Below are 19,044 nucleotides of genomic sequence, written 5' to 3'. Positions count from 1 at the left end.
GTCACGCACTGTCAGGCCCCGAGCGCAGAGTTCACCCGGGAGGGCACGGGTTCCGGGCCCTCGCGCACCCCATCAGGTGACGGACACACGCTCGGTGATCGACCTCACGTCCGCAGGGGTGACCCGGCAGCAGCCGCCGACCAGCCGGGCCCCGGCGGCGAGCCAGCCGCCGACGTCGCCGACGCCCGGCGACCCGGTCCACCGCCGGCCGGCGGCGTCCCAGACCTCACCGCTGTTGGGGTAGGCGGCCACCGGCGAGCCGGTGGCCGCGGCCGCCCGCACCGCGGGGACGACGGAGGCCGGGTCGGTGCAGTTGACCCCCACGGCGACGACGGCGGCCACGTCCGTGGTCATCGCCAGCACGTCGGACAGCGGCTCGCCGCGGCGGGTGCGCGGGACCCCGTCGGGCCCGGTGACCGCGGTCAGCGACAGCCAGGCGGGCACGCCGAGCCGCGCCACCTCGGCCAGCAGCGCCTCCACCTCGGCGGCCGCGGGCAACGTCTCGCAGGCCAGCACGTCGGCGCCGGCCTCGGCCAGCAGCTCCAGGCGGGGCCGGTGGAACTCCCGCAGCTCGGCGACCGACACCGCCGTCACGTAGTCGCCGCGGTACTCCGAGCCGTCGGCCAGGAACGCCCCGTACGGGCCGACGGAACCGGCGACCCAGCCGGTCACCCCGGCGGTGGCCAGCCCGTCGCGGGCCAGCTGCACCGAGCGCCGGAGGAGGGCGCGGGCCTCCGCGGCGCCGATGCCGGCGGCGGCGAAGCCCGGGAGGGTGGCCTGGTAGCTGGCGGTGGTGGCCACCCGGGCGCCGGCGGACGCGAAGGCGGCGTGCGCGGCGACGACCGCCTGCGGGTCGTCGCGCAGCAGCCGGGCCGACCACAGCGCCGACGTCACGTCGTGCCCGCGGGACTCCAGCTCGGTGGACAGCCCGCCGTCCAGGACGACGACGCCGTCGGCCAGCGCAGCGGCGAGGGAGGTCACCAGGAAATGGTCCCCCGGTCGGGCGCCGGCCGGGTCAGGGGGCGAGCCGGCCCCGGCGGTCGGCGGCCACGAACGCCACGGCCAGCGCGACGGGGACCACCCCGGTCACCCCGGTCACCGCCAGGACGTCAGCGGTCCCGGCCGCCACCCGGGCGGGGGAGGCGGCGAGGGCCCAGCCGAGCGCGCCGAGGGGCACGGTGACCAGCCCGGTGCCCAGGGCGGCGCGCACCCGCGCGGCACGCCCGGCGTCGGAGGCGAGCAGCCCGGCCAGGACGGCGGGCACCAGCGGCACGAGGCAGCGGACGACGAGGTCCCCGGGCGGCCGGCCGCTGCCGGCGGATGCCGCCATGGACAGGCCGGCCGCCACCGACACGACGGCCGCCCCGGCCACCAGCCCCCACCACATCCGGACGGCGCCGGGCGAGCGCAGCGTCTCCGCCGGCCCGACCGTGCGGCCGGCCGCCCACACGCAGGCGCCGGCGCACAGCAGCAGGAAGGTCAGCAGCGACTGCGGGACGTCGGAGACCCCGCCGTCGCGGACCGGCAGCGGCCACTGCTGTCCGCCGAGCAACGCCAGGGCGACGGTCAGGCCGGCCCCGACGGCGACCAGCACGGCGGGGCGGCGTCCGGGGGAGTCGGCCGGCGCCGGGTCGTCGGCCGATGCCGGCGGGACCTCGGCGGGGACGGCGTCGTCCGCGGTCACGAGGTGGAGGCGGGCCGGGGCGTCCTGCGTCACCCGCCGAGCGTCACACCCGGTGACCGGGACGGCGACCCCGGCGGCACCGCGTCACCGGACCGGGTGACGCGCCCGGCGGCCGGCCCGCACCGGACCGGCCGGGGTGCACCCGGACGGGTGTCGGTCCCTCGCCGCGGAGGACGCCTCCGGCGCCGGCTCGCGCTGCGCCCCGGGGAGGGCACCCGCATGATCGGCAACGACACGAGGGAAGGACGTACATGGTCTTCGTCTGGGGATGGGGCGGCGGTGGACCGCGGCGGCGCCGCGGCTGGGGCGGCCGCGGGCACGGCGGCGGCTACGGCGGCTACGGGCCCGGATGGGGCCGGGGCTACGGCCCACCGCCCGGCTACGGCCACCGGCGCGACGACTCCTGCCTGCGGGACCTGCTCCTCCTCAACACCGGGTGCTGCCTGGCCAACGCGATCGGCTGCAGCGCCGACCTGCTGCTGGTCGCCCCGAGCACCGCCCGGCAGGTCCGCGCGGCGGGCTCCGGGAGCGGGCGGCTGCGGGACCGGATGGTGGCGGCGGTGCGGGTGTACCAGCGGGAGGTCAGCCCGCGCCGGCGGCCGTGCTGCAGGTTCACGCCGACCTGCTCGGAGTACGCCGTGCAGGCGCTGGAGGGACACGGCGCGCGGCGGGGGAGCCGGCTGACGCTGCGGCGGCTGCTGCGCTGCCGACCCGGTGCCGTCGGCGGCGAGGACCTGGTCCCCGCTCCGCTCAGCGGCGGGCGCGGGTGAGCGCGACCGCGGCCACCAGGGGCAGCACCCCGAAGAAGGCGGCGGTGTAGAGGCTGCCCGTCAGGGCCCTGGCGACGGTGTCCGCCTGCGCCGCCAGCGCCCAGCCCAGGCCGAGCATCGGCAGCGTGACCACGGCGATGCCCAGGGTGGCGCGCAGGTGCACCGCGACGCCGGAGCGCCGGGTGACCAGGCCGACGACCAGGGCAGGGACGAAGGTGAACAGCCAGAGGAACACCGGGATGATGCCGCCGGTCGAGGCCAGCGACGCGAGGTAGAGGCCGTTCCACACCTGAGCGGCCACTGAGGCGGCCGCCAGGACCCACCACGTCAGCGTGGCGGCGCGCGACCCGAGCGACCGGGGCGTCACCAGCAGCGCGGCGACGGCGAGGCAGCCGAGCCCGGTGGTGACGACCAGGGCCAGCAGGGACGGCGGGACGTCGGCGACCTGCCAGCCCGACGGGATCCGCCGCGGCACCGGCCAGGTCAGCGAGCCGAGCAGGGCCGCCAGCACGGTGAGCGCGACGGCGACACCCCCGAGCAGGGCGGGCGGCTGCTCCGCGGTGGAGGGCCGGTCCAGCGTCGTCATGCGGCGCAGCGTGCCACCCGGCGACGGGGCGCGGGGGCAGGCCGCACCCGACGCTCAGGTGCGTCGACCCGGCGGCCGGGTTCCGACGAAGACCAGCACGGCGGCCACCGGCACCGCACCGAGCAGGACGGCGGACCACAGTCCGCCGCCGAGCGCCGCCCCGAAGCCCTCCCCGGCCCGGGCCACCGCCCAGCCGAGGCCGAGCACCGGCACGCTGAGCACCGCGGTGCCCAGCACGGCACGCAGCTGGGTCGCCCGGCCGCGCCGTCGTACGAGCCGCGCGGCGAGCACGGCGGGGGCCGCCGGCAGCAGCCAGTCCAGCACCGGGATGAACGCCCCGTCGGCGTCCCGGGCCAGCGCGGCCAGGGTGAGGTCGTACCAGGCCCCGGCGACGGCCGAGCCGAGCAGCACCGCCCACCACGACAGCACGGTGGGCAACCCGCCCAGGCCGGCCGGCCGGACGAGCGCGGCCGCGGCCGCGGCGCAGACCAGCGCCGTCCCGGTCACCAGGGCGAGCAGGTCCGGTGCGACGCCGGTCGGCTGCCATCCCTCGCCCCGCGGCAGCGGCCAGCCGAGGGCGCCGGCCAGGCAGGCGAGGACCGTGAGCGCGGCGGCGGCGCCGGCGAGCACCGCGGGACCGGGCGGGCGGTGCTCGCCGCGGGCGGCCTCGGACATGGCGCGCAGCGTGCCAGCCGGGCACGCCGGAGCGCGGAACGCCGCGCGCGGGGGACCGTCGGCCAGACTGGACGGCGTGCCCGGGGACGACGCTTTCGGCGACCTGCCGGTCACCGCTGCCCTCGTCGTGCCGGCCGGGGCGCTGTCCTGGCGGTTCTCCCGCTCGTCGGGCCCGGGCGGGCAGGGCGTCAACACCGCGGACTCGCGGGTCGAGCTGTCGGTGTCGCCGCTGGAGGTCCCCGGGCTCAGCGACGCCCAGCGGGACCGGCTGGCGCAGCGGCTGGGCGACCGGCTGGTGGACGGCGTGCTGACCGTCGCGGCCAGCGAGCACCGTGCCCAGCTGCGGAACCGGGAGGCGGCGCGCGCCCGGCTGGCCGCCGTCCTGCGTGCGGCCCTGGCGCCTCCGGCCCCGCCGCGGCGGAAGACCAAGCCCACCCGCGGCTCCCAGGAGCGCCGGATCCAGGCCAAGAAGCAGCGCAGCCAGCTCAAGAAGCAGCGCGGCAGCTGGGACTGAGCCGGGCTCTTGCGGTGGTGTCGCCGCGCTCGCGGCGTTGCAGCGCCGCAGGAGCGGGCGCAGCACCGCAGGAGCGGCGTGCCGGCCGGTTCAGGCCGCCGCGGGACCTCCGGCGGTGACGACCCGCGGCAGCCCGACGGCCACGCCCAGGCACACCAACGCGGCCAGCAGAGCGCAGCCGGCGACGGCCGGGACGACGCCGGTCACCCCGGCCAGCACCCCGACGGCGAGCACCGGCGCCGTCCCCCCGGTGTAGGTGATCGCGAAGAACCGGCCGGTGGTGGCGCTGTCCGCGCGGTCGGTGGTGGCCAGCCGCAGCGCGCCGAGGAAGGCGAGCCCGTGCCCGGCGCCCAGCACGACCAGGGACCCGAGCAGCAGGGCGGCCGTGGGCACCCGGGCCAGGGCGGCGAAGAGCGGCAGCCCGAGCGCCAGGACGAGACAACCCAGCCGGATCGAGGTCAGTGGCGCGAGCCGGGCGGCGCCGAGCTGGGTGAGCGCGGAGACCAGCAGCAGGAACCCGGCCGGCGCCCCGATCACCAGCGGGTGCGCCGCGCCCAGCACCGCGGTGGCGAAGGAGGGGGCGATGGCCAGCACGGTGTACCCGACCGCCCAGCCGAGCAGGCTGACCCCGGCGCCGGCCCAGAACCGCGTCCCGGGCGGCACCCGCTCCCCGGCTCCCCGCCGCACGGCCGGCCCGGCCGGAGGCAGCAGCAGGGCGGCGCCCAGGGTAGCGAGGGCCAGCGCGCCGATCGTCGTCCCGAAGACGGCGTCCAGCGCGGAGCCGTCGCGCCCGGCGAGTGCTCCGGCGACCACCGGACCGCAGCCGGCCCCCGCCGTCAGCAGCGCGGTGCTCGCCAGCGCCGCCCGGCGGTTCCCGGCCCGGGACCCCAGCAGCACGGCGGTCAGGGGCCCGCCGGCGACGCCCACGCCCAGCCCCTGCAGCACCCGGCCGACGGCCAGCACCTCCGCCGACCCCGCCTGCCACAGCAGCGCGCACGCCCCCGCGGTCAGGGCCAGGCAGCCGACCGCCAGCCGGCGTGGCCCCGCCCGGCCGAGCACCCGGGACGAGACCAGCGCGGCCGGCACCAGGGCCAGCACGTAGAGCGCGAACACCAGCGTGGTCACCGACGGGCCGTGGCCGAGCCGCTGCTCGTACCCGGGCCACAGCGGCGTGGTCACCGTGGAGGAGGCCGACAGCGCGACCAGGGCGGCCCCGGCGGCCACCGAACGCCGGCGGCCCGGCACCGTCAGCCGGCCGGGGACGGGGACCGGAGGTCGAGCTCGTACACCTGGCCGACCAGCTCGGCGCCGAAGCTGGTGTGCGGCTCCTCCTCGACCAGCCGGAACCCCTCCGCCAGGTAGATGCCACGGGCCGCCACCAGGACGTCGTTGGTCCACAGCCGGACCCGCGCGTAGCCGGCCGCGCGGGCGAACGCCACGCACTCGCGGGTGAGCCGGCTGCCCAGCCGGTGCCCCCGGGCGTCGGGGTGCACCAGCAGGATCCGCAGCTGCGCCGTCGTGTCGTCGGCGGCCACGCAGAAGACCGACCCCACCCGCCGGCCGTCCAGCTCGGCGATCCAGGCGGCCTCGCGCGCCGGGTCGGAGTCGGCGGCGTGGTCGGCCACGATCCGGGCCACCAGCGCCTCGAAGGTGGTGTCCCAGCCGAACTCGGCGGCGTACACCTCGCCGTGCGCCATCACGATCCAGCCCAGGTCGCCGGGCTGCCCGAGCGGCCGGATCACCACCCGGTCCTGATCCACCATCCCGGGCCCCATCTACTGAAACGACTGTTTCACTGCCAAGCTAGCCCGGTGACCGGCGTCCCGACAAGCCCGGCGGACCCGCCGCCCTCCGCTCGCCGGCAGGAGCTGCTGGAGGCGGCCTACCGCTACGTGCTGCGGCACGGGCTGTCCGACCTGTCCCTGCGGCCGCTGGCGGCGGCCATCGGGTCCAGCCCGCGGGTGCTGCTGCTGCTCTTCGGCAGCAAGGACGGCATGGTCCGCGCCCTGCTCGCCCGCGCCCGGGACGACGAGCTGTCGGTGCTGGCCGACGTCCGGCGCACCCGCGGGGACGGCGGGCTGCCGGCGGCGGCCGGGGTGGTGTGGTCGTGGCTGTCCGCCCCCGAGCACCGCGGCCTGCTCGTGCTGTGGCTGGAGGGCTACACCCGCTCCCTCGTCGACCCGCAGGGACCGTGGGCCGGGTTCGCCGCGCGCACCGTCGCCGACTGGCTCGCCGTTCTCACCGAGGCCGACGACGCGACGGACGCCGACGTCGTCGACCGGACCCTGCTGCTCGGCGTGCTCCGCGGGGCGCTGCTGGACCTGCTGGCCACCGGCGACCTGGAGCGGACGACCGCGGCGGTGCAGCGGCACGTCCGTGCCCTGGCCGGTCGGGCACGGCCGGGCGAGGGGGAGTAGGACGGCGGCATGCGGATCGACCGGCTGGACCACCTGGTGCTCACCGTCGCCGACGTCGAGGCGACGGTCGACTTCTACACCCGGGTGCTGGGCCTGCGCGCGGAGACGTTCGGGGAGGGACGGCGGGCGCTGGTGTTCGGCGGCCAGAAGGTCAACCTGCACCAGGCCGGCCGGGAGTTCGAGCCCCGGGCCGCGCACGCCACCCCGGGCAGCGCCGACTTCTGCCTGGTCACCGACACGCCCCTGGACCAGGTGCAGCGGGAACTGGCCGGGCACGGCGTGCCCGTCGAGGTGGGCCCGGTGCCGAAGGTCGGCGCGCTCGGGCCGATGACCAGCGTCTACGTCCGCGACCCGGACGCCAACCTGGTGGAGATCGCCGTCTACTGACCGCTCTCACTGGTCGACCCTGGTCGTGCGGCTCGGTTGGTGACAGCCTGCCGTCGCATCCCGGTGCCGCCGGTGCATCGCCAGGCTGACGGAGCTCTTCGAGGGCCTGCCTGAGATGTCGCGGGCCCGGCGGCCCGGGGCGTGCCGACTGGCGACAGGGCTGCGCGCCTCGAGCGCCGATCAGTGAGCGACCGGCTGCACGTCCCGGACCGCGGGTGCTGACCCCACTGGTGCAACAGCGGAGGCAGCAACATGAACGGTAAGGACGTCTCAGCGGACCGGGAAGCCCGCTTCGGCGGGGTGGACTGGTCCTGGGAGCGCCATGCGGTCTGCATCGTGGATGCGGCCGGGGCGGTGATCGAGCGGTTCGAGGCGGAGCACCTGGCCGCCGGGCTGCAGGCGATGGTGCGCCGTCTGCACCGGGCTGCGGTGGCGCGGGTGGCGATCGAGCGCGGCGACGGACCAGTGGTCGACGCGCTGCTGGCCGGTGGTCTGGAGGTGGTGGTGGTCTCCAGCCGGCAGGTGCGGGCGCTGCGGCTGCGCTACGGCACCGCGGGCAACAAGGACGACCGGTTCGACGCGTTCGTGCTGGCCGACGTGCTGCGCAGTGACGGGCACCGGCTGGCCTCGCTCACCCCGGACAGTTCGGCGACCATCGGCCTGCGGGCGCTGGTGCGGGCCCGCAAGGACCTGGTCAAGCACCGGATCGCGCTGGGCAACCAGCTGCGGGCCAACCTGCTGGCCGCCTTTCCCGGAGCGGTGGGAATGTTCGCCGAGATCGACTCGCCGATCAGCCTGACCTTCCTCACCCGGTTCCCCTCGGCCGAGCGGGCTGCCTGGCTCTCGGAGAAGCGGCTGGCCGCCTGGCTGGCCGCCGTGGGCTACTGCGGCCGCCAGACGCCCGAGCAACTGATCGCGCATCTGCGCGCCGCCCCGACCGGGTTGACCGGTCCCGCCGGCGCCGCCTGCGCCACCGTCACCGAACAGCTCGTCGCGACGCTGACCGAGCTACGGGTGCGCATCGACGCCCTGGACGAGGCCATCGCCGAGACCCTCGCGCTGCACCACGACGCCGCCGTCTTCACCAGCCTGCCCCGGGCCGGAACCAACCGCGCCGCGCTGCTGCTGGCCGAGATCGGCGACTGCCGCGCCCGCTTCCCCGACGACACCGCGCTGGCCGCCGGCGCCGGAGTCGCGCCCTCCACCCGGGCCAGCGGCAAACGCCACCACGTCGCCTTCCGGCACTCCTGCGACAAGAAGCTGCGCGAAGCACTGATCGACTTCGCCGCCGACAGCCGCCAGGCCAGCCCCTGGGCGGCTGACATTTACCAGCGAGCCCGCGACCGCGGCGCCCGCCATCCGCACGCCGTTCGCATCCTCGCCAGAGCCTGGTGCCGAATCATCTGGCGCTGCTGGACCGACAACACCGCCTACGACCCAGCCCGCCACGGCGGCCTACAACAGCTCCTGGCCGCCCAGGGTTGACACAGGGCTCTCAGGCCCGGCGGCGCAGCCGGCTGCCGACGAGGACGCCCGCCAGCGCCCAGAACGCGCCGACCCCCACGCCGGCCAGCACCACCCAGAACGGGACCCGCATCTCGTCGGTCGCGGCGTGCACCAGCTGCTGCTCCACGGTCTGCTCCATGCCGCCACCCTGGCGGGCCGCGCGGGTGCGGGCAACGGCGCGGACGAGGGCAGACCCGTCGGTGGCCGGGCCTAGGGTCCCCCGCACCTGACCACGACGGGAGGCGCCGCGATGCTGCGAGGTCCCACCACGGTCACCTCCTCGTACGACCCGCACGACCGCGAGGTCCTGGCAGGCCGGCCGTGACCGTGGCGCCGGACGAGGCGGTGGCGGTCCTGCTGGCGCTGCCGGGGGTCACCGAGGCCGACCACCACGGCCGCCGCTCCTTCCGGGTCGGCGGCGGCAAGGTCGTCGCGACCGTCCCGGACGACGGCGTCCTCAACGTGATGGTGGGCGAGGACCTCGCCCGCGCCGTCACCTCCGGCGGGGCCGCGGGCGTCGAGCTGCTCTGGTGGGGGCGGAAGCCGTCCGGCGTCCGGGTGCGGCTGGCCGAGGTCGACCCCGGGCTGCTGGACGAGCTGGTCGAGGACGCCTGGTCGCGGCGGGCGCCCGCGGCGCTCCGGGAGCAACGCCGGCGCTGACCGCACCGCGCCCGGCAGGTGCTCGACGTGGCGCTGCGGGTCACGCCCCGGGACGGGCCTCGAGGACGTGCACCCCGGCGTCGGTCGGGACGTCGGCGGTGAGCCGCAGACCTGCGGCGTCGAAGAGCCCGGCGTACTCCTCCGCGGTGCGCTCGCGTCCGTGCAGCAGCAGGAGCACGTGCAGGTCCATCCGCACCGCCGCCGGGTCGTCGACGGCGCGCTCGGGCAGCACCGCCTCGACGACGGCGAGCACCGAGTCCGGCCGCATGGCGCTCCGGCAGCTGCGCAGCACGCGCAAGGCGCCGTCGTCGTCCCAGTCGTGCAGGACGCGGGAGAGCAGGTAGGCGTCGGCGCCGCCGGGCACGCCGGCGAAGAAGTCCCCGCCCACCGACGGGAGGTCCGAGCGCGCGACGACCTCGGGCCGGTCGAAGAGGACGACGTCGGCCGACGGGGCCCGCTCCCGGACCGCGCGCAACAGCGTCCCGGTGCCGCCGCCGACGTCGACGACGGAGCCCCAACCCGACACGTCGTACGCGGCGACCACCGCGCCGGCCTCGCGGGCCGAGCGGTCGGCCATCGAAGCCTGGAAGGCGGCCAGCCGCTCCGGCGCCGCGGCCACGTGGTCGAAGAACGGCTGCCCGTGCACCAGCTCGAAGGGCGTGCCACCGGAGCGGACGGCGTCGGGCAGACCCGCCACGGCGGCGTGGTACAGCTCGGCGCGGGCGCTCACCGCCCCGCGCAGCGAGCCGGGCACGTCGGCGCGCAGCAGCTGCCCGGTGGCCGTCAGGGCGAACCGGGCGTCGGGGAGCTCGTCGAGCACCTCCTCGGCGGCGAGGCCCCGCAGCACCCGGTGCAGCGGGCCCGGCCGGACACCCAGCTCCGCGGCCAGCTCCGCCGAGCTGCGCGGGCCGCCGGCGAGCGCCTCGGGGACCCCGAGCGTCGCCGCGACGTGCAGCAGGTGCGTCACCAGGTAGCCGTCGGCCAGGCGGGCCAGCCGGGCGGCAGCGGATCCGGACACGGGACGATGCTGGCACCGCGCGAGGGGCCGCGACAACGAGCGCAGCCGGCGGCAGGTCAGGACGGCGGGAGGACGCCCAGATCGGCGAGCGCGGCCCGGACGTCGTCGTCCCGGACGAAGTCCAGCGCCAGCAGCCGGTGGGCGAGCACGCCGCGCCGGGTCAGCCGCAGGTCGGCGGGGCGCAGCCGCGGCAGCGCCGACCCCCCGGGTCGGGGGACGGCGGGCGGCGGGTCGAGCAGGCCGCTGCGCTGCAGGTCGGCGACGTCCTCCCGGGCACCCCACGCCGTCCACTCGCGGGGCTCGTCGGCCAGCGGCGCGAGCGGCAGCGGCGCCCGGTCCCGGCGGCCCACGGCGGCCAGCAGGGCCAGCTGCCGCCAGCTGCACACCTCGGCCAGCCGCAGCGCCCGGGCGGCCAGCGGCGCGTCGATGTCGGGGGAGACGGCCACTTCTGCGAACAGGTAGCCCAGGTGGCGGATCCGGCGCTCCTCGGCCGACCGCCGCGCCGCGGACACCACCCCGTCCAGCACCTCCCGGGCGGCGACCCGCCCGCCGGCCCGCTCGGTGAAGAAGCCGTCGGTGCGGACCCGGCGCTCGCTGCGGGTCAGCAGCACGCTGTGCTCCACGGCGAAGGCGAGCGCGGCGCCGGCGCGGGCCCGCTCGCGCCCCGGGAGCCGGCCGCCGGCCAGGTCGTCGGCCGCGGCACGCAGCGCACCGGCGACCCGGTCGTCCACGGCCACGGCCGCCTGGCCGGGAGCGAAGACGACGCCCGCCGCCGCCCGGGTCATCGACCCGGCGATCGTCGCGCCGGCCTCCACCAGGTCCCGCCCCGGTGCGGCGTCCTCCCGTGCTGCGCTGTCCACGCCGGTGATCATCGCTGCTCCGCCCGGGGGCTGCACCCGGCCGCCGGCGTCCCTCCCCACAGCGGGGCACGGCCGCCGAGGACGACCGTCCAGCGGGTCAGCCGGCGCGGCGGGCGTTCGCGACGACGGCGTCCAGCAGCACCGGCCAGGCACCGCGCGGCAGGTCGTGGCCCAGGCCCGGGACGAGCACCAGGCGCGCCCCGGGGACGGCCGCCGCGGTCGCCCGCCCGCCGGAGGGGGCGCACATCCGGTCGGCGGTGCCGTGCACCACGACGGTGGGCACCTGGATCCGGCGCAGGCTCGCGGTGCGGTCACCGGCGGTCCGGACCGCGCGGAGCTGACGGCGCGCGCCGGCACGGCTGTCGGGGTCCCGCTGGAACGCCAGCGCCGTGGTCCGCCGCAGCTCGTCGACGTCCTGCGGGAAGCCGGTCGACCCGACGGTCGCGAAGGCCCGCACCCGCCGCTCCACCGCCTCCTCCGTCGTCCGGGGCCGCCGGCCCAGGGCGTGCCGGTAGACCCGCAGCGACGTCCGGCCGACCCCGCGGGCGCCGGTCGTGGACATCAGCGACGCCAGCGACCGGACCCGGCCGGGGTGCTCCACGGCCATCGTCTGGGCGACCATCCCGCCCAGCGAGGCACCCACCACGTGGGCGGCCGCGATCCCGTGGGCGTCCAGCAGCCGGACGGCGTCCCCGGCCATGTCCTCCAGCCGGTACCGGCGGCCGGGCAGGTGGGTCGAGCGGCCGGCGTCGCGGTTGTCGAAGCGGACCACCCGGAGACCCTCGGCGGCCAGCCGGCGGCAGAACTCCTCCGGCCAGTGGACGAGCTGAAAGCCCATCCCCATCACCAGCAGCACCGACGGGTCCGCCGGGTCGCCGAAGGCGTCGGAGCACAGCTCGACGTCCCCGGCGGCGCTGAGCTGCTCGGGGTCGTACCGCACGGCGTCCGGGCGCATGCCAGCACGGTCGGTCCCACCGCCGGCAGCGGTCAACCGGGTTTCCGTGGGCGTCAGACCGCCAGGCGGTACCCCCGCTTGACCACGGTCTCCACCACCGGGGCACCGAGGGCGGCCCGCAGCCGGGTCACCGCCATCTCCACCGCGTGCGCGTCGCCGCCGCCGGACAGCTCGGCCAGCAGGTCGGGGCGGGACACCACGCTCCCGGGACGGCGGGCCAGCGCCCGCAGCACCGCCATCGGACCCGGGGCGAGCTCCACCAGCCGCCCGTCGAGCACCGCCGCGTACCCCCGGACCTGCAGCGTGTGCCGACCGACGGGGACGACCGGGTCCCGTTCGGGCAGCCGGGCGACCACCTCACGGGCCAGCGCCCCCAGCCGGGCCCGCTCGGGCTGCACGGTCGCGACGCCGGCGGCCTCCAGCGGCGCGGCGGTCACCGGCCCGACGCACACCGCCAGCACCGTGTCGGCGAAGGCGCCGAGCACGCCGGCGCGCACCCCCTCCTCCTCGGCGACCTGCAGCAGGCTCGCCGCGGCCGGCGCACTGGTGAAGGTGACCGCGTCCACCCCGCGGGCGGCGACGACGGTGACCAGCCGGCGCAGCGGCCCGGTGTCCTCCGGCGGGACCCAGCGGTAGACCGGCACCTGCAGCACCTCGGCGCCGGCCGCCCGCAGCCCGCTGACCAGGTCCGGCAGCGGATCGCCGTGCAGCTGGACGGCGATCCGCCGGCCCGCCATCGGGCCCTCCGCGCCGGAGAGCAGGTGGTCGAGCACCTCCGCGGAGCTCTCCGAGGCCGGCGACCAGGCGTCGACCAGCCCGGCGCCGCGGATGGCACCGCGGGCCTTGGGGCCCCGGGCCAGCACCCGCGCAGAGCGCAGGTGCTCCCGCACCGGCAGGTCCCACGCCTCGGCCGCCTCCAGCCAGCCGCGGAAGCCCACGCCGGTGGTGGCGACCACCAGGTCGACCGGCGCGGCCAGGACCTCGCGGGTCGCCGACACCAGGTCGGCGTCGTCGGCCAGCGGCACGATCCGGATCGCAGGTGCGTGCACCACCCGGGCGCCGCGGCGGTCCAGCAGCGCGCCCAGCTCCTCGCGCCGGCGGGCCGCCGTCACCGCCACCGTGTAGCCGGCCAGCGGCAGCACCTCCGCGGCCGGCGCGGCACCGCCGTCGGCGGCGTCCACGGCGGCGGTCTCCAGCGGGGTCTCGGTCACCCCGCCATGGTGCGCGGTCGGTGTTCCGACGGTGTGACGCGGTGTCCTCCCGGCCCTCAGCGGACCGCGGCGGTCCAGGTCCGCACCGGCTCCGACGACCCGACGACCAGCCTCCGCGCCGCCAGCAGCTGCAGGTGCGCGTCGGTCTCGGTGACCGCGAAGATCCGCATCCGCCGCGCGTAGGACGACCACGGCCGCGACCAGGTCAGGAAGGCCGCCAGCTCCCAGGGGGTGCTGTGCGGGTGCCTCCGGACGGCGGTCAGCAGCTCGGCGAGCCGCTGCTCGTGGTGCTCGGTCAGCTGGTCGACCCGGTCGGCCAGCCCGCGGAACCGCCACTCGTGGGCGGGCAGCACCTCGGCGGGCCCGCGGTCCCGGACGGCGGCCAGGGAGGAGAGGTAGGAGCCCAGCGGATCGGCCTCGCCGTCCCGGCTGGTGGAGATGTTCGGGCTGATCCGCGGCAGCACGTGGTCACCGGAGAAGAACAGCCCGGTCCGCTCCTCGTCGAAGCACAGGTGCCCGGGCGTGTGGCCCGGGGTGTGCACCGCCCGCAGCGACCACCCCGGGAAGTCGGCGAGGTCGCCGTCGGCGAGCAGCCGGTCCGGCGCGGCCATCCGGGTGACCGCCTCCAGACCCTCCGGCCCGCCGACGTCGGCCACCGCCTCCTCCCGGTCGGCGCCCAGCCCGACCAGGTACTCGACCTCCCGGGAGACGGCGGCGGCCCCGTCCCGGCCGTTCCAGCCGCGGACGAGCTCGGCGTCGGCCGGGTGCATCGCGATCCAGGCGCCGGAGGCCTCCCGGACGTGCCGGGCCAGCCCCAGGTGGTCGAAGTGCAGGTGGGTCACGACGACGCCGCGGACGTCGGCCACCGACGCGCCGATGCCGGCCAGCCCGCTGGTCAGCGCCGTCCAGCCCGCGTCGCTCTCCCAGCCGGTGTCGATGAGGCCCACCCCGCCGGGGACGGCGAGGGCGTACACCGAGACGTAGCGCAGCGGGTTGTGCGGGATCGGCACCGGGATCGACCACAGGCCCTCACGCAGCTGCTCCACCGGGGGCAGCTGCTTGCTCTGCCACGCCTCGTGCTGCGCCGTCCCGGTGATGTCCACGCCCGGCACTCTGCCAGCCGCCCGCCGCACCTCCTGGCGCCGGCGGTGCAGGATGGGGGCGTGACCGACCGAGCTGAGCCGCGCCCGGTGACGGCGGTTCCCCGCCGCCTGCGGGTCATCTGTGTCCTGGCCGCCGTCGTCCTGGTCGCGGTGATGAGCGTGGTGGCGCTGCTGCTCAAGGACTCCAGCACCGGCGTCGTCGCCTTCGGGACCGCCGACCAGGTGGCCATGGTCGTCCTGGGCCTGTCGATGGCCGCGGGGGTGCTGTGGCTCGCGCGGCCGCGGGTGGACGCCGACGCCGCGGGCATCCGGGTGCGCAACGTGCTCGGGGACCACCGGCTGCCCTGGTCGGTGGTGCGTGCCGTGCGGTTCGACCGGCACTCGCCGTGGGCGACGCTGCTGCTCAGCAACGGCGACGAGCTCGCCGTGCTGGCCGTGCAGGCCGCCGACAAGGAGCGCGCCGCGGTCGCGGTGGAGGGCCTGCGGGCGCTGCACGCGGCCAGCGCCGCGGCGGACGGCGGCCCCGCCGACCGGACGCCGCTGCTGTACGACTGACGGCCCCGCCGACCCGGGAATGACGGCACCGGTCCCGGCGCTGTAACATGGCAGCGCCTCCCCCCGCTACATCGAGGCGCACCACCCACGGTGACCCCGCCCCGGGTCACCGACCAAGAGGAGCCCGCTCCCACCTGGCGCCGTCTAGGCGTCCAGGTCCCCGGATCGCAGAGACCGGCCCCGGCCGGTCGCTGTGCCGCACCGTCCCTGGTGACGTGTGCGCGCGACCGGCGAGTGGGCCCCGTGAGCTCCGGCTCACGGGGCCTCGTCGCTGTGTGGACCCGGGACGGGCCGCAGACTCCTCACCGCAGGCAGCAGAGGAGAGGCCATCACCGAGCCCCGCATCAACGACCGCATCCGTGTCCCCGAGGTCCGCCTGGTCGGACCGGAGGGCGAGCAGGTCGGCATCGTGCCGATCGGCGAAGCGCTGCGGCTGGCCCAGGACTCCGAGCTCGACCTGGTCGAGGTCGCCCCCATGGCCCGGCCGCCCGTCGTCAAGCTCATGGACTACGGCAAGTTCAAGTACGAAGCCGCCCAGAAGGCCCGCGAGGCCCGGCGGAACCAGGCGCTCACCGTCATCAAGGAGATGCGGCTGCGCCTGAAGATCGACCCGCACGACTACGAGACCAAGAAGGGCCACGTCGAGCGCTTCCTCAAGGGCGGCGACAAGGTCAAGATCACCGTGATGTTCCGCGGTCGCGAGCAGTCCCGCCCCGAGATGGGCTACCGGCTGCTGCAGCGGCTGGCCGGGGACGTCTCCGAGCTGGGGGTGGTGGAGTCCAACCCCAAGCAGGACGGCCGGAACATGGTCATGGTGATCGCCCCGCACCGGAACCAGGCCGCGTCGGACGCCGTCCGCCGCAGCGCGAAGGCCGAGAAGCACGCGGCCGCCGAGCAGGCCCAGGCCCCGGAGCAGGCGCCCCCCGCCTAGATCGAGGACCCTCCTGCCACCCCACCGCTCGCGGTGAGGCGCTGGAGGAGGGCCGAGCCACCACGACGGTCCGGGCCGCAGGCGATGCCCTGCGGCCGGGGCCACCCAGACGAACGAGGACGAGGACATGCCGAAGAACAAGACCCACAAGGGCACGGCCAAGCGGGTCCGTGTCACGGGCAGCGGGAAGCTGGTTCGTGAGCACACGAACAACCAGCACAAGTTCGAGGTCAAGTCCTCGGGCCGGAAGCGCCGGGTCTCCGGCATCGGGGTGCTGTCCCCGGCCGACACCAGCCGGATGAAGAAGCTCCTCGGTCTCTGACCGCCCACCCGTAACCAGCAGACAGGAGCTTCCACGTGGCACGCGTGAAGCGGGCGGTCAACGCCCAGAAGAAGCGTCGTACGACCCTCGAGGCCGCCAGCGGCTACCGCGGGCAGCGTTCGCGGCTGTACCGCAAGGCCAAGGAGCAGATCCTCCACTCCGCGACCTACAACTACCGCGACCGCAAGGTCCGCAAGGGCGACTTCCGCAAGCTGTGGATCACCCGGATCAACGCCGCGGCCCGGCAGAACGACATGACCTACAACCGGTTCATGCAGGGCCTCAAGCTGGCCGGCATCGAGCTGGACCGCCGCGTCCTGGCCGAGCTCGCCGTCAGCGAGCCCGCCGCCTTCGCCGCGCTGGTGGAGTCCGCCCGGGCCGCGCTCGCCGCGAACCCCGAGGCGACCGGCGCCGCTGCCGCCTGAGAAAGGACCCTCCTGCCCCCCGCCCCTCGCAAGCTCGCGGCGGGCCCCTGCAGGAGGGCCGACCCACGACGCCGTCGCAGGGAGCCTGGCTCTCCGCGACGGCGTCGTCGTCTGTCCACGATCGAGAGGAGCGCGCCGTGCCCGACCTGCTGACCGAGCGCTCCGGGCGGGTGGCCGCGGCCCGGAAGCTGACCCGGCGCAGCGGCCGGGACGGCGCCGGCGCGTTCCTCGCCGAGGGGCGGCAGGCGGTCAGCGAGGCCCTGGCCGAGGCCGAGCGGGACCCCGCCGCCGTCCGTGAGGTGTTCGTCACCGAGGCCGCGGCCGCCGCGCACCGCGACCTGCTGGCCGGCACCGTCGTCCCGGTCCGGCTGGTCACGGAGCGGGCCGCCGCGTCGCTGTCGGAGACGGTGACCCCGCAGGGCCTGGTCGCGGTCTGCGCCCTCCGGGACGTCCCGGCCGACGCGCTGACCGCCGACCCGCCGCGGTTGGCGGTGGCGCTGGCCGAGCTCAACGACCCGGGCAACGCCGGCACCGTGCTGCGCACTGCGGACGCCTGCGGTGCCGGTGCGGTGGTCTTCGGCACGGGCTCCGCCGACCCGTACAACGGCAAGGTGGTGCGCAGCAGCGCCGGCAGCCTCTTCCACGTGGACGTCGTCCGCAGTGCGCCGCTGGCCGAGCTGGTGCCGGCGGTGCAGGCCGCCGGCGTCACCGTGCTCGCGGCGGACGGCGGGGGAGAGGTCCCGCTGGACCGGGCCGCCGGCGAGGGGCTGCTGGCCGCGCCGGTGCTGTGGCTGTTCGGCAACGAGGCGCGCGGTCTGGACCCGGGCCTCGCCGCGGCGGCCGACGCCCGGGTCAGCATCCCGATGCGCGGCCGGGCGGAGAGCCTGAACCTGTCCGCCGCCGCCGCGATCTGCCTCTACGCCACCCAGCTCGCCCAGGGCTGAGCGGTCCTGGGAGCCGGCCGGGCTCAGCCGGCCGGGGTAGGGACGGCGCCGAACTGCACGAGCAGCCCGAGGAAGTCGGCGCTCGACCAGCGCTCGACGATCTGTTCCCCCCGGAACCGCATGATCGTGATGCCCGGCAGCTGGTAGGGCCTCCCGGTTGCCGGCACGCCGAGGAAGTCGCCGCGGTGCTCACCGGTCATGGTGAACCGGCAGGAGAAGGGGTCCCCGTCCACGAGGACCTCGTGGAACTCCAGCCGGGGGTTGGGTCGTCCCGGAGCGCCGAGCGCCGACCAGATCGTCGCGTAGAAGCCGGCGATCTGCTCCTTGCCCATCGGTTCGGGCGACGCGCCGTACAGCCGGACCTGGTCGGAGTAGAGGGTGAGGTAGCCGGCGAGGTCCCCGGCGTTCCACCGCTGGCGGGCACGCTCGACGAGATCTGCGGACGCGGGCATGGCCCCTCCTGGACTGCACGGCTGCGGTCCCCGCGGAGCGGATCCTGGGGACGCTCCGGCCCGGAGCCGCCAGAGCCCTTCGGCACCGGCCGCGACCTCACCAGCGGGTGCGGTACCTCAGCAGGACGACGCCGCCGGCGAACCGGCGCTCCTCGGTCAGCTCCAGGTCCAGCCGCAGCCCCGCGGGCAGCCAGGGCGTCCCGCCGCCCACCACGACCGGGACGACGAACACCGAGCACTCGTCGACCAGACCGGCGTGCAGTGCCGCGGCCGCCAGGGTCGCGCCGCCCACCCCGACGTCGCGGTCGGCCCCGTCCACCAGCCGGCGCACCGCCGCGGGGTCGAAGGTGCGTTCCAGCCGGGTCCGCGGGGTGGACACCGACGGCAGGGTCGTGGAGTAGACGACCTTGTCCGCTGCCCGCCAGATCCGCGCGTAGTCGTGCATCAGCGGCGGCTCGTCGGCCAGCCAGTCGTCGTCCTCCCAGACGGCCATCGTCTCGTAGAGCCGCCGCCCGTAGAGGTAGGTGCCGACGTCCTCCTCCTGCTCGTTGACGAACCGGTGCACCTCCTCGTCCGGCTCGGCCCAGCTGAAGTCGCCGTCCGCGTCGGCGATGTAGCCGTCCAGCGAGGCGATCGAGGCGTAGGTCAGCCGCGCCACGACGCCTCGCCTCCCGGAGCCGCGAGCTGGGCGACCAGCCGCTTCGGCGCGGTCATCGCCCATGCCTGCTCGACCAGCGCCGACACCTCGTCCCAGTCCGCGCCGGCCGCGGGAGCCAGGTCGACGCCGACCCAGCCGCGGCTGCCCAGGTAGGCCGGGACGAACCAGCAGCCGCCACGACCGACGAGGGCCTCCTGCTCCCCGGCCGGCGCCTTGACGCACAGCGCCAGCCGTCCGTCGTCCTGGTGGTCGACCAGCAGCCAGGCGAACCGCTTCCCGCGCACCGAGAAGCCGGTGTGGCCGTTGGACTCGTCGATCTCGACGCCTGGCAGCGCGGCGGCGGCGCGGACCCGTTCCCGCACCGTGTCGCGGTCCTCGGCGGTCCAGCTGGCGGTCACGGGCCGATCCTGC

The 19,044-nt window shown here is 76.8% G+C and carries 26 protein-coding genes; 11 read left to right on the top strand and 15 right to left on the bottom strand.

Annotated elements, in window-relative coordinates; all coding sequences use genetic code 11:
• Positions 1 to 72: 72 nt before the first annotated feature.
• Together mmuM and ACWIX6_RS13455 are read right to left on the bottom strand one after the other, a co-directional pair.
• Positions 73 to 981 carry a homocysteine S-methyltransferase gene (gene mmuM / locus ACWIX6_RS13460; RefSeq protein WP_448612935.1) on the bottom strand — a complete coding sequence of 303 codons (909 nt, stop codon included), beginning with the start codon at positions 979 to 981 and terminating at the stop codon, positions 73 to 75.
• 34 nt (positions 982 to 1,015) lie between these two features.
• Entirely contained in the window at positions 1,016 to 1,717 is a 702-nt protein-coding gene (locus ACWIX6_RS13455; RefSeq protein WP_448612934.1) for a hypothetical protein, read from the bottom strand.
• 218 nt (positions 1,718 to 1,935) lie between these two features.
• Between ACWIX6_RS13455 and yidD the strand changes: the two genes are divergently transcribed.
• Positions 1,936 to 2,454, top strand: a complete 519-nt coding sequence (gene yidD, locus ACWIX6_RS13450) for a membrane protein insertion efficiency factor YidD (protein ID WP_448612933.1) — start codon at positions 1,936 to 1,938, stop codon at positions 2,452 to 2,454.
• Here the strand turns inward: yidD and ACWIX6_RS13445 are convergent.
• Together ACWIX6_RS13445 and ACWIX6_RS13440 are read right to left on the bottom strand one after the other, a co-directional pair.
• Positions 2,435 to 3,040, bottom strand: coding sequence for a hypothetical protein (locus ACWIX6_RS13445; protein ID WP_448612932.1), 606 nt, complete (start codon positions 3,038 to 3,040; stop codon positions 2,435 to 2,437). The genes yidD and ACWIX6_RS13445 overlap by 20 nt on opposite strands.
• Before the next feature lie 54 nt (positions 3,041 to 3,094).
• A complete protein-coding gene (locus ACWIX6_RS13440; RefSeq protein ID WP_448612931.1) occupies positions 3,095 to 3,715 on the bottom strand; it encodes a hypothetical protein in 621 nt (206 codons plus the stop codon).
• A gap of 76 nt (positions 3,716 to 3,791) precedes the next feature.
• On the opposite strand from ACWIX6_RS13440, the gene arfB reads away from it, so the two are divergent.
• The gene (arfB, locus tag ACWIX6_RS13435; protein ID WP_448612930.1) at positions 3,792 to 4,229 is read left to right on the top strand and encodes an alternative ribosome rescue aminoacyl-tRNA hydrolase ArfB; all 438 of its coding nucleotides are present in this window, start codon (positions 3,792 to 3,794) and stop codon (positions 4,227 to 4,229) included.
• A 90-nt stretch (positions 4,230 to 4,319) separates the two neighbouring features.
• Here the strand turns inward: arfB and ACWIX6_RS13430 are convergent, their stop codons facing one another.
• A complete protein-coding gene (locus ACWIX6_RS13430; RefSeq protein ID WP_448612929.1) occupies positions 4,320 to 5,453 on the bottom strand; it encodes an MFS transporter in 1,134 nt (377 codons plus the stop codon).
• 23 nt (positions 5,454 to 5,476) lie between these two features.
• On the bottom strand, positions 5,477 to 5,971 hold the full coding sequence (locus tag ACWIX6_RS13425; protein ID WP_448612928.1) for a GNAT family N-acetyltransferase: 495 nt from the start codon (positions 5,969 to 5,971) through the stop codon (positions 5,477 to 5,479).
• Positions 5,972 to 6,040: 69 nt separating this feature from the next.
• On the opposite strand from ACWIX6_RS13425, the gene ACWIX6_RS13420 reads away from it, so the two are divergent.
• From ACWIX6_RS13420 to ACWIX6_RS13410, 3 genes are all read left to right on the top strand, one after another.
• Entirely contained in the window at positions 6,041 to 6,646 is a 606-nt protein-coding gene (locus ACWIX6_RS13420; protein ID WP_448612927.1) for a TetR family transcriptional regulator, read from the top strand.
• Positions 6,647 to 6,655: 9 nt separating this feature from the next.
• Positions 6,656 to 7,033, top strand: a complete 378-nt coding sequence (locus tag ACWIX6_RS13415) for a VOC family protein (RefSeq protein ID WP_448612926.1) — start codon at positions 6,656 to 6,658, stop codon at positions 7,031 to 7,033.
• A 252-nt stretch (positions 7,034 to 7,285) separates the two neighbouring features.
• Positions 7,286 to 8,518, top strand: coding sequence for an IS110 family transposase (locus ACWIX6_RS13410; RefSeq protein WP_448612925.1), 1,233 nt, complete (start codon positions 7,286 to 7,288; stop codon positions 8,516 to 8,518).
• A 10-nt stretch (positions 8,519 to 8,528) separates the two neighbouring features.
• Here the strand turns inward: ACWIX6_RS13410 and ACWIX6_RS13405 are convergent, their stop codons facing one another.
• Positions 8,529 to 8,678, bottom strand: a complete 150-nt coding sequence (locus tag ACWIX6_RS13405; RefSeq protein WP_448612924.1) for a hypothetical protein — start codon at positions 8,676 to 8,678, stop codon at positions 8,529 to 8,531.
• Between the two features lie 182 nt (positions 8,679 to 8,860).
• Here ACWIX6_RS13405 and ACWIX6_RS13400 point away from each other — a divergent pair, with 182 nt between their 5' ends.
• Positions 8,861 to 9,199: an MmcQ/YjbR family DNA-binding protein gene (locus tag ACWIX6_RS13400; RefSeq protein WP_448612923.1), complete on the top strand. Its 339-nt coding sequence runs from the start codon at positions 8,861 to 8,863 to the stop codon at positions 9,197 to 9,199.
• A gap of 40 nt (positions 9,200 to 9,239) precedes the next feature.
• On the opposite strand, the gene ACWIX6_RS13395 is transcribed toward ACWIX6_RS13400, so the two are convergent.
• The 5 genes from ACWIX6_RS13395 to ACWIX6_RS13375 form a co-directional block, all read right to left on the bottom strand.
• A complete protein-coding gene (locus tag ACWIX6_RS13395) occupies positions 9,240 to 10,217 on the bottom strand; it encodes a methyltransferase (RefSeq protein WP_448612922.1) in 978 nt (325 codons plus the stop codon).
• A 56-nt stretch (positions 10,218 to 10,273) separates the two neighbouring features.
• Positions 10,274 to 11,077, bottom strand: a complete 804-nt coding sequence (locus ACWIX6_RS13390; RefSeq protein WP_448612921.1) for a hypothetical protein — start codon at positions 11,075 to 11,077, stop codon at positions 10,274 to 10,276.
• A 97-nt stretch (positions 11,078 to 11,174) separates the two neighbouring features.
• Positions 11,175 to 12,032 (bottom strand): alpha/beta fold hydrolase, encoded by an 858-nt coding sequence (locus ACWIX6_RS13385; protein ID WP_448612920.1) that lies wholly within the window; start codon positions 12,030 to 12,032, stop codon positions 11,175 to 11,177.
• Between the two features lie 53 nt (positions 12,033 to 12,085).
• Entirely contained in the window at positions 12,086 to 13,243 is a 1,158-nt protein-coding gene (locus tag ACWIX6_RS13380) for a uroporphyrinogen-III synthase (protein ID WP_448612919.1), read from the bottom strand.
• 56 nt (positions 13,244 to 13,299) lie between these two features.
• Positions 13,300 to 14,346: an MBL fold metallo-hydrolase gene (locus tag ACWIX6_RS13375; protein ID WP_448612918.1), complete on the bottom strand. Its 1,047-nt coding sequence runs from the start codon at positions 14,344 to 14,346 to the stop codon at positions 13,300 to 13,302.
• A 60-nt stretch (positions 14,347 to 14,406) separates the two neighbouring features.
• Between ACWIX6_RS13375 and ACWIX6_RS13370 the strand changes: the two genes are divergently transcribed.
• The 5 genes from ACWIX6_RS13370 (at position 14,407) to ACWIX6_RS13350 (ending at position 17,523) form a co-directional block, all read left to right on the top strand.
• On the top strand, positions 14,407 to 14,901 hold the full coding sequence (locus tag ACWIX6_RS13370; protein WP_448612917.1) for a PH domain-containing protein: 495 nt from the start codon (positions 14,407 to 14,409) through the stop codon (positions 14,899 to 14,901).
• 271 nt (positions 14,902 to 15,172) lie between these two features.
• A complete protein-coding gene (infC, locus tag ACWIX6_RS13365) occupies positions 15,173 to 15,832 on the top strand; it encodes a translation initiation factor IF-3 (RefSeq protein ID WP_448616999.1) in 660 nt (219 codons plus the stop codon).
• A gap of 127 nt (positions 15,833 to 15,959) precedes the next feature.
• The gene (gene rpmI, locus ACWIX6_RS13360; protein WP_448612916.1) at positions 15,960 to 16,154 is read left to right on the top strand and encodes a 50S ribosomal protein L35; all 195 of its coding nucleotides are present in this window, start codon (positions 15,960 to 15,962) and stop codon (positions 16,152 to 16,154) included.
• Between the two features lie 35 nt (positions 16,155 to 16,189).
• Positions 16,190 to 16,579, top strand: coding sequence for a 50S ribosomal protein L20 (rplT, locus tag ACWIX6_RS13355; protein ID WP_448612915.1), 390 nt, complete (start codon positions 16,190 to 16,192; stop codon positions 16,577 to 16,579).
• A gap of 137 nt (positions 16,580 to 16,716) precedes the next feature.
• A complete protein-coding gene (locus tag ACWIX6_RS13350; RefSeq protein WP_448612914.1) occupies positions 16,717 to 17,523 on the top strand; it encodes a TrmH family RNA methyltransferase in 807 nt (268 codons plus the stop codon).
• A gap of 23 nt (positions 17,524 to 17,546) precedes the next feature.
• Here ACWIX6_RS13350 and ACWIX6_RS13345 read toward each other — a convergent pair whose 3' ends face one another.
• From ACWIX6_RS13345 to ACWIX6_RS13335, 3 genes are all read right to left on the bottom strand, one after another.
• Positions 17,547 to 17,975: an ester cyclase gene (locus tag ACWIX6_RS13345; protein WP_448612913.1), complete on the bottom strand. Its 429-nt coding sequence runs from the start codon at positions 17,973 to 17,975 to the stop codon at positions 17,547 to 17,549.
• Positions 17,976 to 18,072: 97 nt separating this feature from the next.
• The gene (locus ACWIX6_RS13340; protein WP_448612912.1) at positions 18,073 to 18,633 is read right to left on the bottom strand and encodes a dihydrofolate reductase family protein; all 561 of its coding nucleotides are present in this window, start codon (positions 18,631 to 18,633) and stop codon (positions 18,073 to 18,075) included.
• Positions 18,621 to 19,031, bottom strand: coding sequence for an MmcQ/YjbR family DNA-binding protein (locus tag ACWIX6_RS13335; RefSeq protein WP_448612911.1), 411 nt, complete (start codon positions 19,029 to 19,031; stop codon positions 18,621 to 18,623). The genes ACWIX6_RS13340 and ACWIX6_RS13335 overlap by 13 nt, the downstream gene beginning before the upstream one ends.
• Positions 19,032 to 19,044 lie beyond the last annotated feature (13 nt).

The organism is Modestobacter sp. URMC 112, assembly GCF_053502575.1.
Note: the sequence above shows the minus strand (reverse complement) of the source record. Positions and strands in the feature narration are given on the sequence as shown.

What these genes read in the sequence shown, in the direction of transcription:
- ACWIX6_RS13415 (WP_448612926.1), top strand. Translation starts at nt 6,656, where the DNA reads ATGCGGATCGACCGGCTGGACCACCTGGTGCTCACCGTCGCCGACGTC.
- yidD (WP_448612933.1), top strand. Translation starts at nt 1,936, where the DNA reads ATGGTCTTCGTCTGGGGATGGGGCGGCGGTGGACCGCGGCGGCGCCGC.
- ACWIX6_RS13345 (WP_448612913.1), bottom strand. Translation starts at nt 17,975, where the DNA reads ATGCCCGCGTCCGCAGATCTCGTCGAGCGTGCCCGCCAGCGGTGGAAC.
- ACWIX6_RS13385 (WP_448612920.1), bottom strand. Translation starts at nt 12,032, where the DNA reads ATGCGCCCGGACGCCGTGCGGTACGACCCCGAGCAGCTCAGCGCCGCC.
- ACWIX6_RS13440 (WP_448612931.1), bottom strand. Translation starts at nt 3,715, where the DNA reads ATGTCCGAGGCCGCCCGCGGCGAGCACCGCCCGCCCGGTCCCGCGGTG.
- ACWIX6_RS13410 (WP_448612925.1), top strand. Translation starts at nt 7,286, where the DNA reads ATGAACGGTAAGGACGTCTCAGCGGACCGGGAAGCCCGCTTCGGCGGG.
- ACWIX6_RS13405 (WP_448612924.1), bottom strand. Translation starts at nt 8,678, where the DNA reads ATGGAGCAGACCGTGGAGCAGCAGCTGGTGCACGCCGCGACCGACGAG.
- rpmI (WP_448612916.1), top strand. Translation starts at nt 15,960, where the DNA reads ATGCCGAAGAACAAGACCCACAAGGGCACGGCCAAGCGGGTCCGTGTC.
- ACWIX6_RS13445 (WP_448612932.1), bottom strand. Translation starts at nt 3,040, where the DNA reads ATGACGACGCTGGACCGGCCCTCCACCGCGGAGCAGCCGCCCGCCCTG.